This is a genomic window from Desulfosporosinus shakirovi (genome assembly GCF_020595055.1).
Taxonomy (GTDB): Bacteria; Bacillota; Desulfitobacteriia; order Desulfitobacteriales; family Desulfitobacteriaceae; genus Desulfosporosinus; species Desulfosporosinus shakirovi.
In genome coordinates this window covers 109,302-128,016 of record NZ_JAJDOO010000011.1, presented here as the reverse complement: position 1 = coordinate 128,016, position 18,715 = coordinate 109,302, and the positions used below count along the sequence as shown (strand labels likewise).

The window sequence follows — 18,715 nt, the reverse complement described above, 5'->3', positions numbered from 1 at the left end:
CTGCGAATCTCGAACGTCGAGAAGGGGCTTTGTGGGTTGAAGATAGTTGATGGAATGCGTTGGGGCGAGACTGAACTCTTGAAAAAAGAGATTGAAAATGCTCGCTTTGACGCAGACTTGTTATTAGCCGAAGTGCTAAAGGTAACGCGAGATCGTCTTTACCTTGATTGGGATCGTAATTTGTCTGAGCAAGAGAATGAACAATTCAGGGTGTTTATCCAGCGTCGTGCTTCGAACGTGCCACTGCAATATATCTTAAAGCGACAGGAATTCATGGGACTCTCTTTTTATGTTGATGAAAGGGTTCTTATCCCCCGCGCAGACAGCGAAATATTAGTTGAGAAATGGCTGGATCTTGTAAGGCAGGAAAATGATGAAGGCCAGGATCGACTGATTAAGGTTGCTGATCTTTGTACAGGAAGCGGGGCGCTTGCAATTTCTATTGCGCATTATTATCCTGTCGCAGAGGTGGTTGGAATCGACCTTTCTTCAGATGCCTTAGAGGTAGCCCGACAAAATGCCGAACGATTGGGAGCTATAGTGCAGTGGCGTCAGGGGGATTTTGTGGATTCTATTCGGGGAGAATGTTGGGACTATATCATTACAAATCCTCCCTATGTTTCAACAGATGACTATCAAAAATGCGCTCCTGAGATTTTTCATGAACCTGCTATGGCCTTTTTAGGGGGTTCAGATGGTCTGGATTTTTATTGTCGTTTAGCAGAAGAGATACGTCCCTTATTGAAGCCCCAAGGGAAAGTACTAATGGAGATTGGCTGGGATCAGGCCGAAGCCGTCTGTAGTCTTTTTCACTTGAAGGGTTTTAAAACACAAGTTTTCCCGGACTTAGCGGGGCGGGACCGAGTGATCTTAGCGAGGTGAACATTGATGCAGACAAAAAGAAGTACTATTGACAGACTCCACCCTGAAGCTCAACTAATTAATGAGGGCGCTGAGTGGCTGAAAGCAGGAGAACTGGTTGCCTTTCCAACGGAAACCGTCTATGGGTTAGGGGCAAATGCCCTGGATGCTTGCGCTTGTGCTAAGATTTTTGAAGCAAAGGGAAGGCCTCAAGATAATCCATTAATTGTTCATGTTTGCAATCGTGTTATGGCAAATAATCTAGTTGAAAGTTGGACGTCTGAGGCAGAACTTTGTGTTCAGCATTTTTGGCCAGGACCCTTAACCTTAATTCTGCCCAAAACGGCCTTAGTACCGGATATTGTAACCGCTGGACTAGTTAACGTTGCAATACGTATGCCCAGTCATCCAGTTGCCCTTCGTTTGATCGAAGAAGCCGGTTTTCCGATTGCTGCGCCAAGTGCTAATCTTTCAGGTAAACCGAGTCCGACAAGAGGAAGTCACGTCTGGCGTGATATGAAAGGGAAGATTCCCCTAATTCTTGATGCTGGAGCGTGTGAAGTTGGCTTGGAATCGACTGTGCTCGATGTAAGCGGGGGCGTTCCCACCATTCTTCGCCCAGGCGGGATTACCAAGGAACAGTTAGAAGAGGTGTTGGGTGAAGTCCGTACAGACACTCCTTCGGAAAACCAGGCGCCCAAAGCACCGGGCATGAAATATAGGCACTACGCTCCAGAGGGCGAGTTGATTCTGGTCAGCGGATTGCGAGATAGAGTCGTACAACGCATGGGCCAAGAAATTCTCAGAGGACAGGCGAGGTTAAAAAAGGTCGGTGTACTTTGTACCTTAGAGAGCGCATCCCTTTTACATAACTGGTTTCCTGATCTTTTATTTGTTTTAGGTTCTAAAGATAGACCACAAGAAGTGGCAAGCAACATATTTGAAGGGTTACGGTTGTGTGATGAAAGAAGAATGGATTTGATTTTGGTCGAAGGGATCGAAGAAGCAGGCCTGGGGAGTGCCATTATGAACCGCTTAGAAAAAGCGGCTGGCAAACGATCGCAACACATATAGTCACTAATTCGTCTAATCAACCCTTTCCAATGCATATACATAGGGAGAACGGAGGGAAAGGGAATGAATTTAGTATGGGTTGTCGCTGTCGCAACTGCTTTGGGTGCAGATGCATTTTCCTTGGCTTTGGCAATTGGATTAGCAGGTATCCGAAAAAGTATGATGGTAAGATTGTCCCTGGTAGTGGCATTATTTCATGTGTTCATGCCGCTAAGCGGGATGATACTTGGTCAAGCACTAGGATCAATCCTCGGGCAATTTGCAAGTCTGTTAGGAGCTTTGGTCCTTATTGGTTTGGGCGGGCGAATGCTTTATAAAGTCTACCGGCCTACTAAGCAAAGTTTTCCATTCGGTGAGGCTAGGGAGACTCTTTTTCAGACGAACAATACCGGTAACAGTACACTGAAAGGGTATGGTATTTATGTCTTGGCAGCAAGTGTAAGTTTAGATGCCCTGAGTGTAGGATTTTCTCTAGGGACGATCAGAGCAGACATTTTTATGACGGTTATGATTATTGGCATGATTGCGGGATTAATGACAGGAATGGGCTTGGTTCTGGGACGAATAATGGGAACCCGGTTGGGGGAGAAGGCCGAATTATTTGGGGGACTGGCACTGTTGCTAATTGGAATCAAACTTCTTTTGTAATAATGAGGTGAGTTTATTGGGGCCGAAACTTTTGTTTGTTTGTACAGGAAATACGTGTCGCAGTCCGTTGGCGGAGGGGATGGCCCGGGCGATGTTTGGAGACTTGGTTCAAGTAAGTTCAGCTGGAATCGATGCGTGGGATGGAGACAAGGTCAGTACTCACGTGGTGAAGATTCTTAAAGAACAAAATGTAGATATTTCTCAGTATGGTGCAAGAAGAGTTAGTGATGAACTTATGGCAGATGCTGATTGGATTATACCTATGACTCAAGCGCAAGAAGAAGGCTTAAAGCATCGCTTTCCTCAATGTATTCATAAAATCAGGCGTTTAGGGGATTGGGGAGATGAAAAACGAGATGTTCTAGATCCGTGGATGGGTTCACTAGAACTTTATCGTCAGACGGCGCAGGAAATCAGAGAATTGCTGAGTAATTTAAAAAGGAAAATTCTTACAGGTAATGAAAGTACTGAGAAAAAAGCATAACATAGAAGAAAAATGTCTACACTAGCGGCGTGAAACGTCGCTATATTTTGTGTTTTTGCAGGACTTTTACAACTATCTAGAGAAATAAATAATGAACTAAAGAGGGAGGTTTAAGAGTGAGAGTTGCGCTGGGAGCTGATCACGGTGGATACGAACTTAAAGAAGCTATTCGTACGCATTTAGAGACTCAAGGAATAGAAGTTCTCGATTTTGGAACCCATTCTAAGGATTCTGTTGATTATCCAAAGTACGGTTTTGCAGTAGGGAGTGCAATCACAAAAGGGGAAGCAGATTTAGGAATCGCCGTCTGCGGAACCGGGTTGGGGATTTCTATGGCTGCAAACAAAATTCCTGGAATCCGTGCCGCGGTTTGCTCTGAGACTTTTTCTGCTCGAATGGCAAGAGAGCATAATGATGCTAATATTTTAGCCCTGGGTGCTCGAGTTATTGGAGCAGGACTTGCCCTTGACATTGTTGACATTTTCTTAAAGACGGCATTTTCAGGTGGCAGGCATGCTCTCCGTGTAAGTTTGATTTCTGATATTGAACGAGGGGAAGACATCTAACTTCGAAACTTCATGGAATCAATGACAAAGGAGAGGAGGGAACCTTTCTTATGGACAAAAACATCGCGGAAAAACTGCAAGATATGGCTAAGGTATGGAGTGGGGTATTAGATGCCTTCTTCTCAAAGGCTGAACTCCGTTCCCGGCAAATCCTTATCTTAGGGTGCAGTACGAGTGAAGTTGCCGGTCATCAAATTGGGCAGGGAAGCAGTTTGGAAATCGCAGAGGTATTGCTTCCTCCTTTGTTAGAACGGGTGCACCAGCATGGGATCTATTTAGCGGTTCAAGGATGTGAACATATCAACCGTGCTTTAGTAGTAGAAGGTGCTTGCCGGGAGTATTACAGATTGGAGGAAGTTACAGTTCTTCCGGCGCTTCACGCGGGAGGCGCTATGACTGTCAAAGCATGGGAAGAGTTTTCTTCTCCAGTTATGGTAGAAAGAATTCAGGGACATGCGGGGATTGATATTGGAGATACATTTATTGGCATGCACCTTAGACCGGTAGCAATACCTATTCGCATACATGTCAAAGAGCTTGGTGAAGCTCACCTCACCTTGGCACGCACACGACCACGCCTTATTGGCGGCCCGCGAGCCGCCTACGCTTAATACCTGCAGTCGAGAGATGCCCCCTATTACATACTAGCAAAAAATCTCGCGACCCCAGCTAGAGGGAATTTTGAACAGGAGTGAACTGACATGGATTATATTAATCAATGGGTAAAAAGCCAGGATCCCGAAGTTGCTAAAGCCATCGAGCAAGAAGAAAATCGTCAGAAGAATACCATTGAGCTAATAGCCTCTGAAAACTTTGTTAGCCGAGCAGTGATGGCTGCTCAAGGATCTGTACTCACCAACAAGTATGCTGAAGGATATCCGGGTAAGAGATATTATGGCGGGTGTGAGTTTGTTGATGTGGCCGAAAATTTAGCGCGTGAACGAGTTAAGGAGATTTTTGGCGCGGAGCATGCTAATGTACAGCCTCATTCTGGGTCTCAAGCCAATATGGCTGTATATTTTGCATTTTTGAAACCTGGAGATACGATACTCGGCATGAATTTATCCCACGGGGGGCACTTGACCCATGGGAGTCCGGTCAATATTTCAGGAGTGTATTTCAATGTAGTTCCTTACGGAGTAGACCCAGAAACGGAAAGAATTGATTATGATCAGGTTCGGCAGTTGGCTATTGAACATCATCCAAAAATGATTGTTTCAGGAGCAAGTGCTTATCCAAGAATTATAGATTTTGTCAAAATGCGCGAAATTGCAGATGAAGCGGGCGCTCTATTAATGGTTGACATGGCCCACTTTGCGGGACTTGTGGCGGCGGGTTTACACCCATCTCCGGTGCCTTATGCAGATTTTGTGACCTCTACTACCCATAAAACGTTGAGAGGACCGCGCGGTGGCTTAATTCTCTGTAAAGGTGAAAATGCTCAAGCCATTGATAAAGCAATTTTCCCAGGTATTCAAGGCGGCCCTTTGATGCATGTTATTGCGGCTAAAGCAGTTGCCTTTGGAGAAGCTCTTCAACCTGAATTTAAAATCTACCAAACGAATATTGTTGAGAATGCTAAGGCTTTGGCTCAGGCACTTATGGATCGCGGATTCCGCCTTGTTTCAGGGGGGACTGACAATCACGTAATGCTTGTAGATGTAAGGACTAAACAGTTAACGGGCAAGGAAGCGGAAAGCATCCTGCACGAAGTTGGTATTACAGTAAATAAAAATACGATTCCCTTTGACACGGCAAGTCCTTTTGTCACCAGTGGAATCAGGCTTGGGACTCCTGCAGTCACAACGCGGGGCATGAATCCAGACGCCATGAAGCGGATAGCGGAAGCGATGGACCTTGCCTTGACCTCGCACAATGAACCTGATAAACTGTCACAAGCACGGAAAATAGTCAGTTCTTTATGCGCTGAATTTCCCTTATACACTAATTTAGATTAGGAGTTAGGAGAGCCAAAACGATGCCAAAGCTTCAAGTACTTGATCATCCCTTAATTCAACACAAGTTGTCTCTAATACGGGATGAGGAAACAGGTTCAAAGGAATTTAGGGAACTAGTCGAAGAAGTCTCGATGTTAATGGCCTATGAGGTAACTCGTGATTTTCCACTTCAGGAAATTGAAGTGAAGACCCCTGTAGCAATAGCAAAAAGCAAGGTGATTGCAGGTCGAAAAGTCGGATTGGTTCCAATTCTGCGTGCAGGTTTAGGAATGGTCGATGGAATGCTCCGCCTAATTCCTGCTGCAAAGGTGGGACATGTCGGACTTTATCGAGACCCTAAAACGCTCATGCCTGTGGAATACTATTGCAAGTTGCCCCCCGACATTGCGGAACGTGATCTTATTGTGATTGATCCGATGTTGGCAACGGGTGGTTCGGCGGCGGCAGCAATAACGTTTTTAAAAGAACGTGGTGCCAAGAACATTAAATTAATGTGCCTGATCGCAGCACCGGAGGGAATTCAAGCCGTGCAAAACGCACATGCTGATGTGGATATCTTTGTTGCAGCGGTAGATGAGCGGTTAAACGACCATGGTTATATTGTACCGGGTCTCGGGGATGCCGGGGACCGATTGTTTGGCACGAAATGATGAGTCAAGGCAAGCGTCCTAGTTGGGACAGCTATTTTATACAAATGGCACAAGTAGTAGCCAGACGCTCAACTTGCCTGCGCCGCCAAGTTGGGGCTGTCATGGTTAAGGATAAACAAATCTTAAGTACCGGATATAACGGGAGTCCTTCCGGACTCCAACATTGTGATGAAGTTGGTTGTTTACGGCAGAGCTTAGGCGTTCCCTCAGGGGAACGCCATGAGATCTGCCGTGCTGTGCATGCGGAACAAAACGCTTTGGTCCAAGCAGCAAAGCATGGAGTCGCTATTGCCGGAGCGGATCTTTATACCACTCATCAGCCTTGTGTATTATGCACAAAACTGTTGATTAATGCTGGCATTAAGCGAGTGATATACACTCATTCCTATCCTGATCATCTGGCAGTTGAAATGGCTAGAGAAGCAGGATTGGAATTGGTTAAATTTGGGGAAGATATTTCATGACTGTGTATTGCTGCTCTTTGAACTTTAAATGAAGGAATTTACCTTAGGTTGATTTAATCAGCGGTCGGATTAACGATTGATTATCGAAGGGAGTAATCCGAGTGAATAAACGAAAAAAAGTGATGGTAGTGTTTGGAACACGCCCGGAGGCTATAAAAATGGCGCCCGTGATCCGAGCACTCCGACAGAAAGATTCCATTCTCTGTCAAGTTATCGTAACTGCTCAGCACCGAGAGATGTTAGATCAAGTTTTGAAGTTATTCAAAATCGTCCCGGATTTTGATCTAAACCTTATGCGGCAGGGGCAAACGTTAACTGAAATCACAACTCGGGCATTAAATGGACTAAAAGAAGTTTTCCAACGTGAACTTCCTGACTTAGTCTTGGTACATGGGGACACGACGACAACGTTTGTGGCCGCCCTTGCTGCCTTTTATGCGCAAATTCCAGTTGGCCACGTCGAGGCTGGATTGCGAACCGGCAACAAGTATTCCCCATTTCCAGAAGAGATGAATCGAAAACTGGCGAGTGTTTTAACTGATTATCATTTTGCCCCTACGGAGACGGCAAAAAGAAATCTCGAACAAGAAGGAATTCCTCCAGAGAAGATTTTTGTCACGGGCAATACGGTCATAGATGCTTTACTTGCTACGGTGAACCCAGAATACAGCTTTGTTGACAAAGAAATTCAAGAGATCCTGAGACAACGACAAGAATCACGCATGATTCTTGTTACGACGCATCGCAGAGAAAATTTAGGTGAGCCAATGCGTCAAATTTATCAGGCTTTGAGGAATACTTTAGATACCTTTCCTGATACATACGTTATCTTTCCGGTTCATAAAAACCCCATTGTTAGAAAAGTTGTCACAGAGGTCCTTGGGTCTCATCCTCGGGTCAATCTTATTGAACCGATGGACTATGAGCCCTTTGCAAACCTAATGGCTCGGGCACATTTGATTTTAACCGACTCGGGTGGGATTCAGGAGGAGGCCCCGTCTTTAGGGAAACCAGTGCTGGTAGTCCGAGACACAACGGAACGTCCTGAGGCTGTAGCAGCGGGGACTGTCTCGCTCGTGGGGACAGAATACGAACGTGTATTTTTAGAACTAAAGCATTTATTAGGGGATGAAAAGGCTTATCAAAAAATGACATTGGCCAGTAATCCTTATGGAGACGGAACCGCAGCTACACGAATTGTAGAAATAATTGCAGAAAATTAAGAGTGGACATAAAATTCTTCAATGCTGTAAAAAAAAGCACAAAGTCCCCTCGAAGTATGCTAATATATAAAATATAGCAGGAATTGTTAAAATGTAGCATATTGGACGCTGATTGAAATAGCTGATTCTAATTAAGAACTTTCAGTTTCACTTTTTAAAATTCGATACATAAGGAAAGAATAATATGGCTGAGGAACAAAGATCTTGGCAAAAAGCGCTCGTAGTCGGTTCGAATATATCGACATCCTTGGCTATTTTAGTCGGGGGAGGCTTCTTCTTAGGCAGATACCTCGATGTCAGGTGGCAAACAGAACCATTATTCACAATCAGTTTAATGTTAATTGGACTGGTACTTGGAGGAAGCTACTTAGTAATCACTTTAATGAAGTTGGGAGCATCCGATGATAAGAAGTAGCTTTATCGCATTGTTGAGTGGCACAGCCTGTATATTACTTGGGGTAGCTTTAACGGGTAGGCAGGTCTTCTTCGGTAGTTTGCTGGGATATTGGGCAGGGTTTGGTTATACTTTATGGCTTTATCGTGAAGCGGTACTAAGTTCTGAGCTTGATATTCAATCAGCGATCAAACGGATGCGCAGGAACTTTATGGCAAGGCTAGGCATGATTACTCTGATTGTCGTCGCTGTTGCTCGGTTCCGGTCAAGTTGGCTGTTTACTTTATCGTTAGGGATTGTTACAGGGGTGATAATATCCTTTATCATTGTAGCAATACAAAAAAACTATGGAGAAAGGGGTGATAAAAGAAGTGCATGAAACAGTATTTTGGCATTTGGGGAGTATGACATTTCATGGTAAAACATTAGTCATGACTTGGATTTCGATGGCCGCTGTTATGGTATTTGTCTTACTTGGAGTACGCAATTTAACCAGTGGGAAACCTGGTAAAATGCAAAACGTGTTAGAGTGGATCGTAGATTTTGTCCGCAGCATCATAAATGATAATATGGACTATGAAAAGGGCCGTCCACTGCTAAGCTATTTGGTAACGTTGTTCATGTTTGTTTTCTTTTCCAATATGCTTGGCCTTATCCCAAACTTCACGTTTAATTTATTTCACCATGTAGAATTTGCTAAACTAAACGAAATTTTCCATGGACCATCCATGATGTCTCCAACGGCTGATATCAACACTACAATTTCATTAGCATTATTAACCATTATTTTAGTTGTAGCATTAGGTATCAAGCATAAAGGAGCTCATTATTTCCATCATTTTGTTGAACCGTATCCAGTGTTTGTGATCATTCACGCCATTGATTTGCTCTCTAAACCGATGACACTAGCCTTCCGTCTTTTCGGAAACATTTTCGCAGGTGAAATTTTACTAGGGGTAATTTTGATGTTGCCTGGTATCTGGGTACTGCCCGGTATTTTACCGACAACCATTTGGCTGGCTTTCAGTATTTTCATCGGAGCCATTCAATCTTACGTGTTTGTGGTTTTAACGACAGCATACGTATCCCAAGCTGTCACCACAGAAGCTCACTAAGCACTTCGTTCTCTGTTGGTTTTCAGTGATGCTCGACACCACTGAGGGAATAATATTTTAAAATTATTGGAAACAAGAAAGGAGGAAATCCCATGGACGTGTCTGCTGCTGCTGCACTTGGTGCAGGAATTGCTGCTGGCTTGGCAGCTCTTGGGGCATCAATTGGTAATGGTAATGTTATTAGTAAAACGGTAGAGGGTATCGGTCGTCAACCGGAGGCTAAAGCTACATTACAAGCTACCATGTTTATCGGTGTCGGTTTGATCGAGGCTTTGCCACTCCTTAGCTGGGTACTAGCCCTGCTTCTCATGTTTACAAAGTAAGCTCACATGATGGGCAGAGGTTACGCCCATCTTAATTCAAGGGGGAACGAGAGTTCTCCCTTGAAAAAAATCATCCCGACGTCAATTAGACTCGAGAGGGGGGTAGACCATTGGGTGGGAATCCTATTCAATTTGACTATACTGTACCGGCTACTGTTTTATCTTTCCTGTTGCTTGTTTATTTACTAAGTAAATATGCTTGGAAACCGCTAATGAAAATGATGGAAGAACGGCGGACTAATATTGAATCCATGCTTACACAAGCAGAAAACGAACGGCAACAGGCGGAGACAATAAAACGTGAATACCAAGAGGAAATGCGTAAAGCTCGCCAGGAAGCCCAAGAAGTGATTGCTAAGGCTACTAAGGTAAGTGAAGTCCGTGCGTCTGAAATTTTAGCCGCTGCTCATGAAGAATCAGAGAAGATCAAAAAATCTGCCCTTGTAGATATTGAACGTGAACGAGATCGGGCGATCACTGAGGTCAAAGCACAGGTAGCCGATCTGTCAGTTTTAGTGGCAGAGAAAATCATTCGGCAAAAACTTGACATGTCGACTCAAGGTAAATTAATAGATCAATTCATTCAAGAGGTAGGGGAAATGCAATGATAAATGGCTCACTTGCTCGTAGGTATTCCCAAGCCTTGTTTAAAATTGCGACTGAGACGGCTCTTGATCCGATTGATACCGATTTGCGTGAGCTTACAAAACTAGTAGAGGGAAACAAAGAGGTTAATAACGCCTTGTTGCATCCCCATATCTCTTCAAGTGACAAAAAGTCTATTATGGACAAAATTTTAGGAGAAGAGTTTGGGGAGACAACACGTCGGTTCCTCCACCTATTGATTGATCGAAAAAGAGAATATCTCTTGCCGGTTATTCAGCGTGAGTTTACTCGCCTGGCGGATGAAGCCCGTCAAGTCGTAGAGGCCAAGGTGGTCAGTGCCATTAGCTTGGATGACTCTCAACTTGACAATCTCAAGAAGGCCATTGGCCGGATGACTGGGAAAGATGTCCGTATTATCAGCGAAGTACGATCTGAACTCATTGGGGGAGTCCTCATCCAGGTCGGAGATCGCGTGATGGATGGGACCGTCGCCCACGCTTTGAATAGAATGCGTGAGGATTTACGAAAAACCTCAGATAAACCTCAGGAAGTAGGGGTGAAATAACAGGATGAACTTGCGTCCAGAAGAAATTAGTTCTATTATCAAACAGCAAATCGAGCGCTATGATACGGCTGTCGAAATCGTAGATGTTGGGACAGTTATCCAAGTCGGAGACGGAATTGCCCGTGTTTACGGCCTCGAAAAAGCCATGGCCGGTGAACTTTTGGAGTTTCCTGGCAACGTTTATGGTATGGCAATGAACCTGGAAGAAGACAACATCGGTTGCGTTATTCTAGGTCAATTCAAAGGTATTAAAGAGGGCGACCAAGTCAAACGGACAGGCCGAATTGTGGAAGTTCCAGTAGGCGAGGCTTTAATAGGCCGAGTCGTTAATGCACTTGGACAACCCATTGATGGCAAAGGAGAAATCGCGTCGAATAAGTTTCGACCGATTGAATCCCAGGCTTCAGGCGTAGTAGCTCGAAAGTCGGTTCATGAGCCTTTGCAAACTGGTCTTAAATCCATTGATGCCATGGTTCCAATCGGTCGCGGTCAGCGCGAATTGATTATTGGGGACCGTCAAACGGGTAAAACCGCGGTGGCCATTGATACGATCATCAACCAAAAAGGCCAAGATATGATTTGTATCTATGTTGCTGTTGGGCAAAAAGCATCTACGGTTGCTAGCGTGGTTAAGACGTTAGAAGATCACGATGCAATGAAATTTACCATTGTAGTAGCTGCTACTGCTTCTGAACCTGCGCCGATGGTCTATATTGCACCTTATTCAGGTTGTGCTATGGGCGAAGAGTTCATGTACAATGGGAAGCATGTATTGATTGTTTATGATGACCTGTCTAAACAGGCCGTTGCATACAGGGAGCTTTCCTTGTTGCTCAAACGCCCACCAGGTCGTGAAGCATACCCAGGAGACGTTTTCTATCTGCATTCTCGTTTATTGGAGAGAGCTGCAAAGTTGTCTGATGAACTCGGCGGCGGGTCGATGACGGCACTTCCGGTTATCGAAACCCAAGCGGGAGACATGTCAGCCTATATTCCGACGAATGTGATTTCCATCACAGATGGTCAGATCTTTTTAGAAGCTGACCTCTTCAACTCCGGTTTCCGACCTGCTATTAACGTCGGTATCTCCGTCTCTCGTGTTGGGGGTTCCGCTCAAATTAAAGCGATGAAACAAGTTGCTGGACAACTTCGTTTGGATCTCGCCTCTTATCGCGAATTGGCTGCTTTCTCACAGTTTGGATCTGACTTGGATAAAGTCACCCAGATGCGACTCACTCGAGGTCAGCGTACGCTGGAGATTCTCAAGCAAAGTCAGTACGCAGCTATGCCCGTCGAAGAAGAAGTAGTGGTTATCTATGCAGCGGTTAAAGGATTTGTTGACGAGATTGATGTGGAAAAGATCGGGAAGTTTGAAGATGAATACCTGCGCTTCATGCGCTCCGTGAAGGCTGACCTGTTGGGAAAAATTCGAACTGAGAAGGCGCTCTCCAAAGAAATGATCGCCGAGCTTGAAAAAGCGATCAATGAGTTTAAGCAGGGATTTTTAGCCTAGATTATAAAGGAGTAGGTGAACGAGGTGGCAGGAGCACAAGATATTCGCCGGAGGATTCGCAGCGTCCGCAATATGGAGCAGATTACAAAGGCGATGAAAATGGTTTCCGCGGCCAAACTCAGAAAAGCCCAACTAAAACTTAACGCTGCCCGCCCCTATGCCAGCCAATTGCAAGGAGTCTTGGAACGCTTAGCACAGGCTCCTGTGGATATTGTTCATCCGCTCTTGAAAGAGCGGCCAGTGCAAAAGGTGGTTTATGTGTTGATAACATCAGATCGTGGTCTTTGCGGAGGGTACAATGCAAACCTTATTCGTAAGACCGCGGGCTTGATTGCCGAAACACCGCAAGAGGTTAAGCTGGTGACGGTAGGCCGCAAAGGTCGAGATTTCTTTCGACGCGGCAAAATAGAGTTTTTGGCTGAGTTTGTAGCACTCGGGGATGAGCCGAGTTATAATCAAGCGAAACAGATTGCTCAGGAAGTGATTCGCCTTTATGAGCAAGGGGAAGCGGATGAGGTATATCTCTTATATACCGAATTCGTCACAGCGATGACCCAAAGACCTACGCAAGTCAAATTACTTCCGATCAAACAACCGGAAGGAAAACAAGGCAAGCAGTATATATTTGAACCCTCGCCCGAGGCAATCCTTACCACTCTGTTGCCCAAGTATGTGGAAACACAGATATTTCGGACGATCCTTGAAGGAAAAGCGAGTGAGCAAGGGGCTCGGATGACGGCAATGAGTTCGGCAACGGATAATGCCAAGGATATGATTGGTCGGTTGTCGCTGGCGATGAACAGAGCCCGACAGGCGGCTATAACCACGGAAATATCCGAAATCGTCTCGGGGGCAGCTGCCTTAGAATAATCTTCCATAAATACCCAAAAAGGAGGTTTCGCGCCTGTGAATATCGGCAAGGTTTTGCAAGTTTTGGGAGCGGTAGTTGACGTTGAGTTTTCGCCCGACGAACTGCCGGAAATATATAACGCCCTTGAGATTAAGGTTCCAGACCAGAATATTAACATAACTTTAGAAGTCGCTCAACATCTCGGAAATAACACGGTGCGTACTGTGGCAATGTCCTCAACCGATGGATTACAAAGGGGTACCGATGTAATTGATACCGGGGCACCGATTACGGTCCCGGTTGGGCCATCAACTCTTGGTCGAATGGTAAGTGTCTTAGGATTGCCTATCGACAATGGTGGAGAAGTCAAAGCTGACACTCATTATCCGATCCATAGGCCAGCTCCTGCCTTTGAAGATCAAGAACCTTCAACACGAATTTTGGAGACTGGGATTAAGGTCATTGACTTACTAGCTCCGTATTCCAAGGGAGGAAAAATCGGACTTTTCGGCGGTGCTGGAGTTGGTAAGACAGTATTGATCATGGAACTTATCAACAATATTGCTAAACAACACGGTGGTATTTCTGTATTCGCCGGAGTTGGAGAGCGTACTCGTGAAGGAAACGACCTTTGGAACGAAATGAAAGAGTCCGGTGTTATTGACAAGACTGCTATGGTCTTCGGTCAAATGAACGAACCTCCGGGAGCTCGTCTTCGTGTAGGCTTGACGGGTCTGACCATGGCGGAATACTTCCGTGATGATCAAGGTCAAGACGTACTGTTGTTTATTGATAACATTTTCCGATTCACACAAGCTGGATCTGAGGTTTCGGCCTTGCTGGGTCGGATGCCGTCTGCGGTTGGATATCAACCAACTTTGGCTACAGAAATGGGTCAATTGCAAGAGCGGATTACGTCCACCCGTAAAGGATCTATCACATCTGTACAAGCAATCTATGTGCCTGCTGATGACTTGACAGACCCTGCACCAGCAACTGCGTTCGCGCATTTGGATGCAACCACAGTTCTGTCCCGTGCTATTTCTGAAATAGGAATTTACCCTGCCGTGGATCCGCTAGATTCCACGTCACGTATCCTTTCGCCATTAGTTCTTGGGGAAGAACATTATGGTGTAGCACGACGTATTCAGCAAATCCTCCAAAAATATAAAGAACTGCAAGATATCATTGCTATTCTAGGTATGGATGAGCTATCTGAAGATGAGAAACTTATCGTAGCTAGAGCACGTAAGATCCAACGTTTCCTGTCACAGCCGTTTCACGTTGCAGAAGCATTTACGGGTACGCCAGGAAAGTATGTACCGCTGAAAGAAACTATTCGTGGCTTTAACGAAATTGCGGATGGAAAATACGATCATTTGTCTGAGGCAGCCTTCCTTATGGTTGGGCCCATAGAAGAAGTGATCGAAAAAGCCAAGACATTGGGGGAATAAGCCATGGCAGCAACATTCTCTCTACGCATTGTCTCTCCGGAAGGGAACGTACTGAAAGAAAATGTTGAGTTTGTTGTTCTTCCTGGAGGATTAGGTGAGCTAGGAATACTACCGAATCATGCGCCCTTAATTGCAGGACTGGATGTAGGAGTTATAAGGTACACCCTTAACGGAAAAACTAATCAAGCTGCAATCGCAGGTGGTTTTGTCGAAGTTGTTGATAATGCGGCAGTCGTCCTCGCAGACAGTGCTGAGCTTGCTGAGCAGATTGATGTGAAACGAGCAGCAGAAGCAAAAGAACGAGCTTTGAAACGATTAGGGTCTCGTACCAACGAAATCGATTTACAACGTGCTGAGTATGCGTTGCGAAGAGCTGCGGCTCGACTTAACGCTGCTGGAGACAAAAAATAAACCCATATAGCTAATTGAATTTTTAAAATGATGAAAGCCCTCATTACTGGGGGCTTTTTTCTATTGTGCACGTTGAATTAAAAAATATTTGTGTAATATCTAGTGCAGGTATGTTAGCTTTCTCGCTATTTGGTAAAACTAAGATTGATATCAGAAAATGAGAAAGGAGGGTATAATATGTTCATGAGTTACGAATCCAAAAATGCCTGTCAGTTCAATCATATTAAATTAGCAATAGTTATATTAGCTTGGATATTAATGATTTGCTTTGGAGGCCAGACCCTAAGAGTAATGATACATAATAATGATGTCGGACAGACAGCAAAGTCAGAGGCACCCTTGCTTCTAAATTCTGGGATAACACAGGCGAAAGACGCAGAAGTCAGCGTCATTTTGTGGTTTGAAGATAGAGATATACCTGTCGCAATCAAAAAGAGTAAACCTACACCTGAATGGATATGGACTTATAAGGAATTGCAGATGGAAAATGAAGTATCAGCAACACTGACAGGACAGCAAATACTGAATAAAAGCGAGGAAAATAGTCTTTATGCATGGTATACTACTATGGTCCCGCAAATTGAAAAGGCTGGCGGAGAAATTTATCTGGATGAGCGCATCAATCAAGCTGTAGATATCTCCGCCTATCTAAGCCGGACGAATGCGGACCCTGCTCAGTGGGTCCTCATAGATAATATGATTTCTACCGCAGCTTATCAAAAAAATATTGAGACGAGTGTTATCGCGGGTCAAGATCAAATCAATATACAACTATTAAGTCGCGGAAAAGGGAATGAAGGGCAATCTGTTCTTGCCATCCCCGCCTTGCTCAAGGAATTTTAGCTTAAAAAACAAGAAAAAAGTCGAAATTATGCAGGAAATTTGATAGGTCAAAGAGAATATAAACAGGTCGAAATAAAACTTATCTGGCACCAGGCCATAACTAACATAATCCTTGAATAGGGGGGTGTCTTCAGAATTTGAGTAAGCTTACAGTTACAGGAGGTAAACCACTTGAAGGGACGATTACAGTAAGCGGTGCAAAAAATGCTGTTCTTCCGATTATTGCAGCAAGTTTGCTATGTAAAGAACCGATACGGCTGGATGACGCTCCGGACTTATTAGATGTAAATGTAATGAATCGGGTAATTTCTGCGTTGGGAGCGACAGTGGAGCGTAACGGCTCAACACTGAGTATCCATGCCCGTGAGATAGATTGTATTGAAGCTCCATACGACCTAGTTTCTCAGATGAGGGCGTCTATAGTTACTATGGGACCATTGTTAGCACGAAAAGGGCACGTGAGAATTTCTCACCCCGGAGGGTGTGCTATTGGATCACGTCCAATTAACTGGCATCTAAAGGGCTTGGAAGCTTTGGGTGCAGAAGTCAGAATGGATCATGGGTTCTTAGATGTTTCGACAAAGGGTTTAAAGGGAGCCCGAATTTACTTAGATTACCCAAGCGTAGGTGCCACAGAGAATATAATGATGGCTGCATCGATGGCCCAAGGCACAACTCTTATAGAAAATGCTGCCCAAGAGCCGGAAATTGTAGATCTGGCAACCTTTTTGAATGAGATGGGTGGCAAAGTTCGTGGTGCAGGTACTAGCATTATCTATATTGAAGGGGTTCCGGAATTTCGTGGTACAACTCATACTGTGATTCCTGACCGCATTGAGGCAGGAAGCTATTTGCTTTTAGCTGCAGCAACTGGGGGAGACGTTTTAGTTCAGAATGTAATTGCAGACCATTTAAAGCCATTGATAGCAAAGATGGAAGAAGCGGGAATTCACATGAAGGAGGAAGACGATGGGATTAGAATAAATGGAGACGGCGTTTATAATGCCGTTGATATTAAAACTCAGGTCCACCCGGGTTTTCCGACGGATTTACAAGCTCCATTTATGGCATTTTTAACTCGGGCAAAGGGAACGGGATTGATTACAGAAACCGTCTTTGAAAATCGTTTTATGCATGTCGATGAGCTAAAACGTATGGGAGCGGATATCAAGATTGAAGGTCGAAGTGCAGTTATTCAGGGAATAAATCGCTTAAATGCTGCGCCTGTGACAGCAACAGATTTGCGGGCTGGAGCTGCCTTGATCTTAGCAGCACTGACATCTGAGGGGACAACAAGTATTAGGGGGATTCATCACATTGATCGAGGGTACGAAATGGTAGAGGAAAAACTATCTCGATTAGGTGCCAATATTATCCGCGAGGAAGAGCCAGTTTCCTAGCATCTTACTTGATAAGTGTTCATTATAGGTCATACGCACTCGGTGACACTCATTTTTGTAGCGTTAAAATATTCGTTATTGGCGTATCTGACGTCAGGGTACAATGTGCTTTCCCTGCATAAAGAACAAGAAGTAGATTATTCTACTCTTGTTCTTTTTTACTAGTCAGAAAGTATAACTTATCATATGTAGTTTCCGAAAGGTCCCTTCCCGCCATCCTTGTTCGAGTCATGGCTGGCGGTCCCTCCTCCCCATCACAGCAAAGAAGAGTTATTCTTTATTTAATGTCTGCCATATTCTGTATTCCTTCGGCATAGATTTAAGCAAAATGCTTGTACTGCAGGAGGGTTCAATGAAAAAAGATTGGATATGGCTCATTGCATTATCACTCTGCATTGTCTTCGTAATTCCCTGGAGTGTCTTGAGCTGGCAGAAGGAGAAGGTCACTCCGGAAGATGTGCAAATAAGAGTCTTGATGCCTAATAAAGAAGTTGTGAAACTACCTCTTGAAGAATATTTAGTAGGGGTAGTTTCAGCAGAAATGCCTGCTGAATTTGAACTCGAGGCATTAAAAGCTCAGGCTGTTGCATCCCGGACCTATGCAGCAAAACGCATAGGGCAAAGCAGCCTGCCAGATGTGGGATATGATGTGGACACCACGGTGTTGTCACAAGCATGGCTGTCGGATACTCAAATGAGAAAAAATTGGGGATTGCTTAATTACTGGCGGTATCGGACTAAGATACAAAAAGCCGTGCTCGGAACTCGAGGAATGGTCCTAGTGTTCAATGGAGAATATATCGAAGCTTTATACCACAGCAGCAGCGGAAGAAAGCCCACAGAGCGATCAGAAGAGGTATGGAGCTCTTCACGACCCTATTTACAAAATGTGAATTCAGGTGAGGAAAATTTACAACGCTATGTTAAGAGAAATGTATATACCACCCAGGATCTCTATAAGAAGTTGGGACTTAAAGAGTCACCGCATTCTTTGACTGCAGCAGATTTTCAAGTGTTAAGCAAAACATCGGTCGGGAGAGCCAAGACTGTTCGAGTATTAGGAAGGGTGTATCCAGCGACTCAAATCCGTACTGTTTTAGGACTATCCTCGACGGATATTGAATATGCCGTTCAACCGGAACGCCTTACGATAACTACGTATGGAAACGGGCATGCCGTAGGAATGTCACAATGGGGAGCCAATGATTTGGCCAAAAAGAGTATCAAAGCGGAAGAAATTTTAGCATACTATTATCCTGGAACAAAACTTAATACATTAGGTAACATTTAGAGCATTGAAGGGTGAGCTTCAT

Annotated in this window: 23 protein-coding genes; all 23 read left to right on the top strand. The window is 44.6% G+C overall.

Annotated features, from left to right (window positions below; all coding sequences use genetic code 11):
- The first annotated feature begins 36 nt into the window (after positions 1 to 36).
- The 23 genes from prmC to spoIID all read left to right on the top strand — a co-directional run bounded on the left by prmC (position 37) and on the right by spoIID (position 18,693).
- The gene (gene prmC, locus LJE72_RS11955) at positions 37 to 882 is read left to right on the top strand and encodes a peptide chain release factor N(5)-glutamine methyltransferase (RefSeq protein WP_229247790.1); all 846 of its coding nucleotides are present in this window, start codon (positions 37 to 39) and stop codon (positions 880 to 882) included.
- A gap of 6 nt (positions 883 to 888) precedes the next feature.
- Positions 889 to 1,935 carry an L-threonylcarbamoyladenylate synthase gene (locus LJE72_RS11950; RefSeq protein WP_229247789.1) on the top strand — a complete coding sequence of 349 codons (1,047 nt, stop codon included), beginning with the start codon at positions 889 to 891 and terminating at the stop codon, positions 1,933 to 1,935.
- Positions 1,936 to 1,998: 63 nt separating this feature from the next.
- Positions 1,999 to 2,583 carry a manganese efflux pump MntP gene (locus tag LJE72_RS11945; RefSeq protein WP_229247788.1) on the top strand — a complete coding sequence of 195 codons (585 nt, stop codon included), beginning with the start codon at positions 1,999 to 2,001 and terminating at the stop codon, positions 2,581 to 2,583.
- Positions 2,584 to 2,599: 16 nt separating this feature from the next.
- Positions 2,600 to 3,067: a low molecular weight protein arginine phosphatase gene (locus LJE72_RS11940; RefSeq protein WP_229247787.1), complete on the top strand. Its 468-nt coding sequence runs from the start codon at positions 2,600 to 2,602 to the stop codon at positions 3,065 to 3,067.
- A 116-nt stretch (positions 3,068 to 3,183) separates the two neighbouring features.
- Complete coding sequence (gene rpiB / locus LJE72_RS11935; RefSeq protein WP_229247786.1) at positions 3,184 to 3,633, top strand: ribose 5-phosphate isomerase B; 450 nt, start codon at positions 3,184 to 3,186, stop codon at positions 3,631 to 3,633.
- 50 nt (positions 3,634 to 3,683) lie between these two features.
- Positions 3,684 to 4,244 carry a TIGR01440 family protein gene (locus tag LJE72_RS11930; RefSeq protein ID WP_229247785.1) on the top strand — a complete coding sequence of 187 codons (561 nt, stop codon included), beginning with the start codon at positions 3,684 to 3,686 and terminating at the stop codon, positions 4,242 to 4,244.
- Between the two features lie 90 nt (positions 4,245 to 4,334).
- Positions 4,335 to 5,591, top strand: coding sequence for a serine hydroxymethyltransferase (glyA, locus tag LJE72_RS11925; protein ID WP_229247784.1), 1,257 nt, complete (start codon positions 4,335 to 4,337; stop codon positions 5,589 to 5,591).
- Positions 5,592 to 5,611: 20 nt separating this feature from the next.
- Positions 5,612 to 6,241, top strand: coding sequence for a uracil phosphoribosyltransferase (upp, locus tag LJE72_RS11920; RefSeq protein ID WP_229247783.1), 630 nt, complete (start codon positions 5,612 to 5,614; stop codon positions 6,239 to 6,241).
- Positions 6,241 to 6,705: a deoxycytidylate deaminase gene (locus tag LJE72_RS11915; RefSeq protein ID WP_229247782.1), complete on the top strand. Its 465-nt coding sequence runs from the start codon at positions 6,241 to 6,243 to the stop codon at positions 6,703 to 6,705. Before upp ends, LJE72_RS11915 begins: the two co-directional genes overlap by 1 nt.
- Before the next feature lie 101 nt (positions 6,706 to 6,806).
- Complete coding sequence (gene wecB, locus LJE72_RS11910; protein ID WP_312038931.1) at positions 6,807 to 7,928, top strand: non-hydrolyzing UDP-N-acetylglucosamine 2-epimerase; 1,122 nt, start codon at positions 6,807 to 6,809, stop codon at positions 7,926 to 7,928.
- 184 nt (positions 7,929 to 8,112) lie between these two features.
- Complete coding sequence (locus LJE72_RS11905) at positions 8,113 to 8,343, top strand: AtpZ/AtpI family protein (RefSeq protein ID WP_073027516.1); 231 nt, start codon at positions 8,113 to 8,115, stop codon at positions 8,341 to 8,343.
- Entirely contained in the window at positions 8,330 to 8,701 is a 372-nt protein-coding gene (locus LJE72_RS11900) for a hypothetical protein (protein WP_229247781.1), read from the top strand. Before LJE72_RS11905 ends, LJE72_RS11900 begins: the two co-directional genes overlap by 14 nt.
- A complete protein-coding gene (gene atpB, locus LJE72_RS11895) occupies positions 8,694 to 9,437 on the top strand; it encodes a F0F1 ATP synthase subunit A (protein ID WP_229247819.1) in 744 nt (247 codons plus the stop codon). The genes LJE72_RS11900 and atpB overlap by 8 nt, the downstream gene beginning before the upstream one ends.
- 92 nt (positions 9,438 to 9,529) lie before the next feature.
- On the top strand, positions 9,530 to 9,760 hold the full coding sequence (atpE, locus tag LJE72_RS11890) for a F0F1 ATP synthase subunit C (protein WP_007787575.1): 231 nt from the start codon (positions 9,530 to 9,532) through the stop codon (positions 9,758 to 9,760).
- A gap of 110 nt (positions 9,761 to 9,870) precedes the next feature.
- Positions 9,871 to 10,368: a F0F1 ATP synthase subunit B gene (gene atpF / locus LJE72_RS11885; protein ID WP_229247780.1), complete on the top strand. Its 498-nt coding sequence runs from the start codon at positions 9,871 to 9,873 to the stop codon at positions 10,366 to 10,368.
- The gene (gene atpH, locus LJE72_RS11880; protein WP_073027521.1) at positions 10,365 to 10,931 is read left to right on the top strand and encodes an ATP synthase F1 subunit delta; all 567 of its coding nucleotides are present in this window, start codon (positions 10,365 to 10,367) and stop codon (positions 10,929 to 10,931) included. The genes atpF and atpH overlap by 4 nt, the downstream gene beginning before the upstream one ends.
- 4 nt (positions 10,932 to 10,935) lie before the next feature.
- Positions 10,936 to 12,444 (top strand): F0F1 ATP synthase subunit alpha, encoded by a 1,509-nt coding sequence (gene atpA / locus LJE72_RS11875; RefSeq protein WP_229247779.1) that lies wholly within the window; start codon positions 10,936 to 10,938, stop codon positions 12,442 to 12,444.
- 24 nt (positions 12,445 to 12,468) lie between these two features.
- Positions 12,469 to 13,314 (top strand): ATP synthase F1 subunit gamma, encoded by an 846-nt coding sequence (atpG, locus tag LJE72_RS11870; RefSeq protein ID WP_073027529.1) that lies wholly within the window; start codon positions 12,469 to 12,471, stop codon positions 13,312 to 13,314.
- Positions 13,315 to 13,350: 36 nt separating this feature from the next.
- Positions 13,351 to 14,748: a F0F1 ATP synthase subunit beta gene (gene atpD / locus LJE72_RS11865; protein ID WP_229247778.1), complete on the top strand. Its 1,398-nt coding sequence runs from the start codon at positions 13,351 to 13,353 to the stop codon at positions 14,746 to 14,748.
- Between the two features lie 3 nt (positions 14,749 to 14,751).
- A complete protein-coding gene (locus LJE72_RS11860) occupies positions 14,752 to 15,159 on the top strand; it encodes a F0F1 ATP synthase subunit epsilon (RefSeq protein WP_229247777.1) in 408 nt (135 codons plus the stop codon).
- A 177-nt stretch (positions 15,160 to 15,336) separates the two neighbouring features.
- Positions 15,337 to 16,002 carry a hypothetical protein gene (locus LJE72_RS11855; protein ID WP_229247776.1) on the top strand — a complete coding sequence of 222 codons (666 nt, stop codon included), beginning with the start codon at positions 15,337 to 15,339 and terminating at the stop codon, positions 16,000 to 16,002.
- A 137-nt stretch (positions 16,003 to 16,139) separates the two neighbouring features.
- Positions 16,140 to 17,402, top strand: coding sequence for a UDP-N-acetylglucosamine 1-carboxyvinyltransferase (gene murA / locus LJE72_RS11850; protein ID WP_229247775.1), 1,263 nt, complete (start codon positions 16,140 to 16,142; stop codon positions 17,400 to 17,402).
- A 352-nt stretch (positions 17,403 to 17,754) separates the two neighbouring features.
- On the top strand, positions 17,755 to 18,693 hold the full coding sequence (gene spoIID, locus LJE72_RS11845) for a stage II sporulation protein D (protein ID WP_229247774.1): 939 nt from the start codon (positions 17,755 to 17,757) through the stop codon (positions 18,691 to 18,693).
- Positions 18,694 to 18,715: the final 22 nt, after the last annotated feature.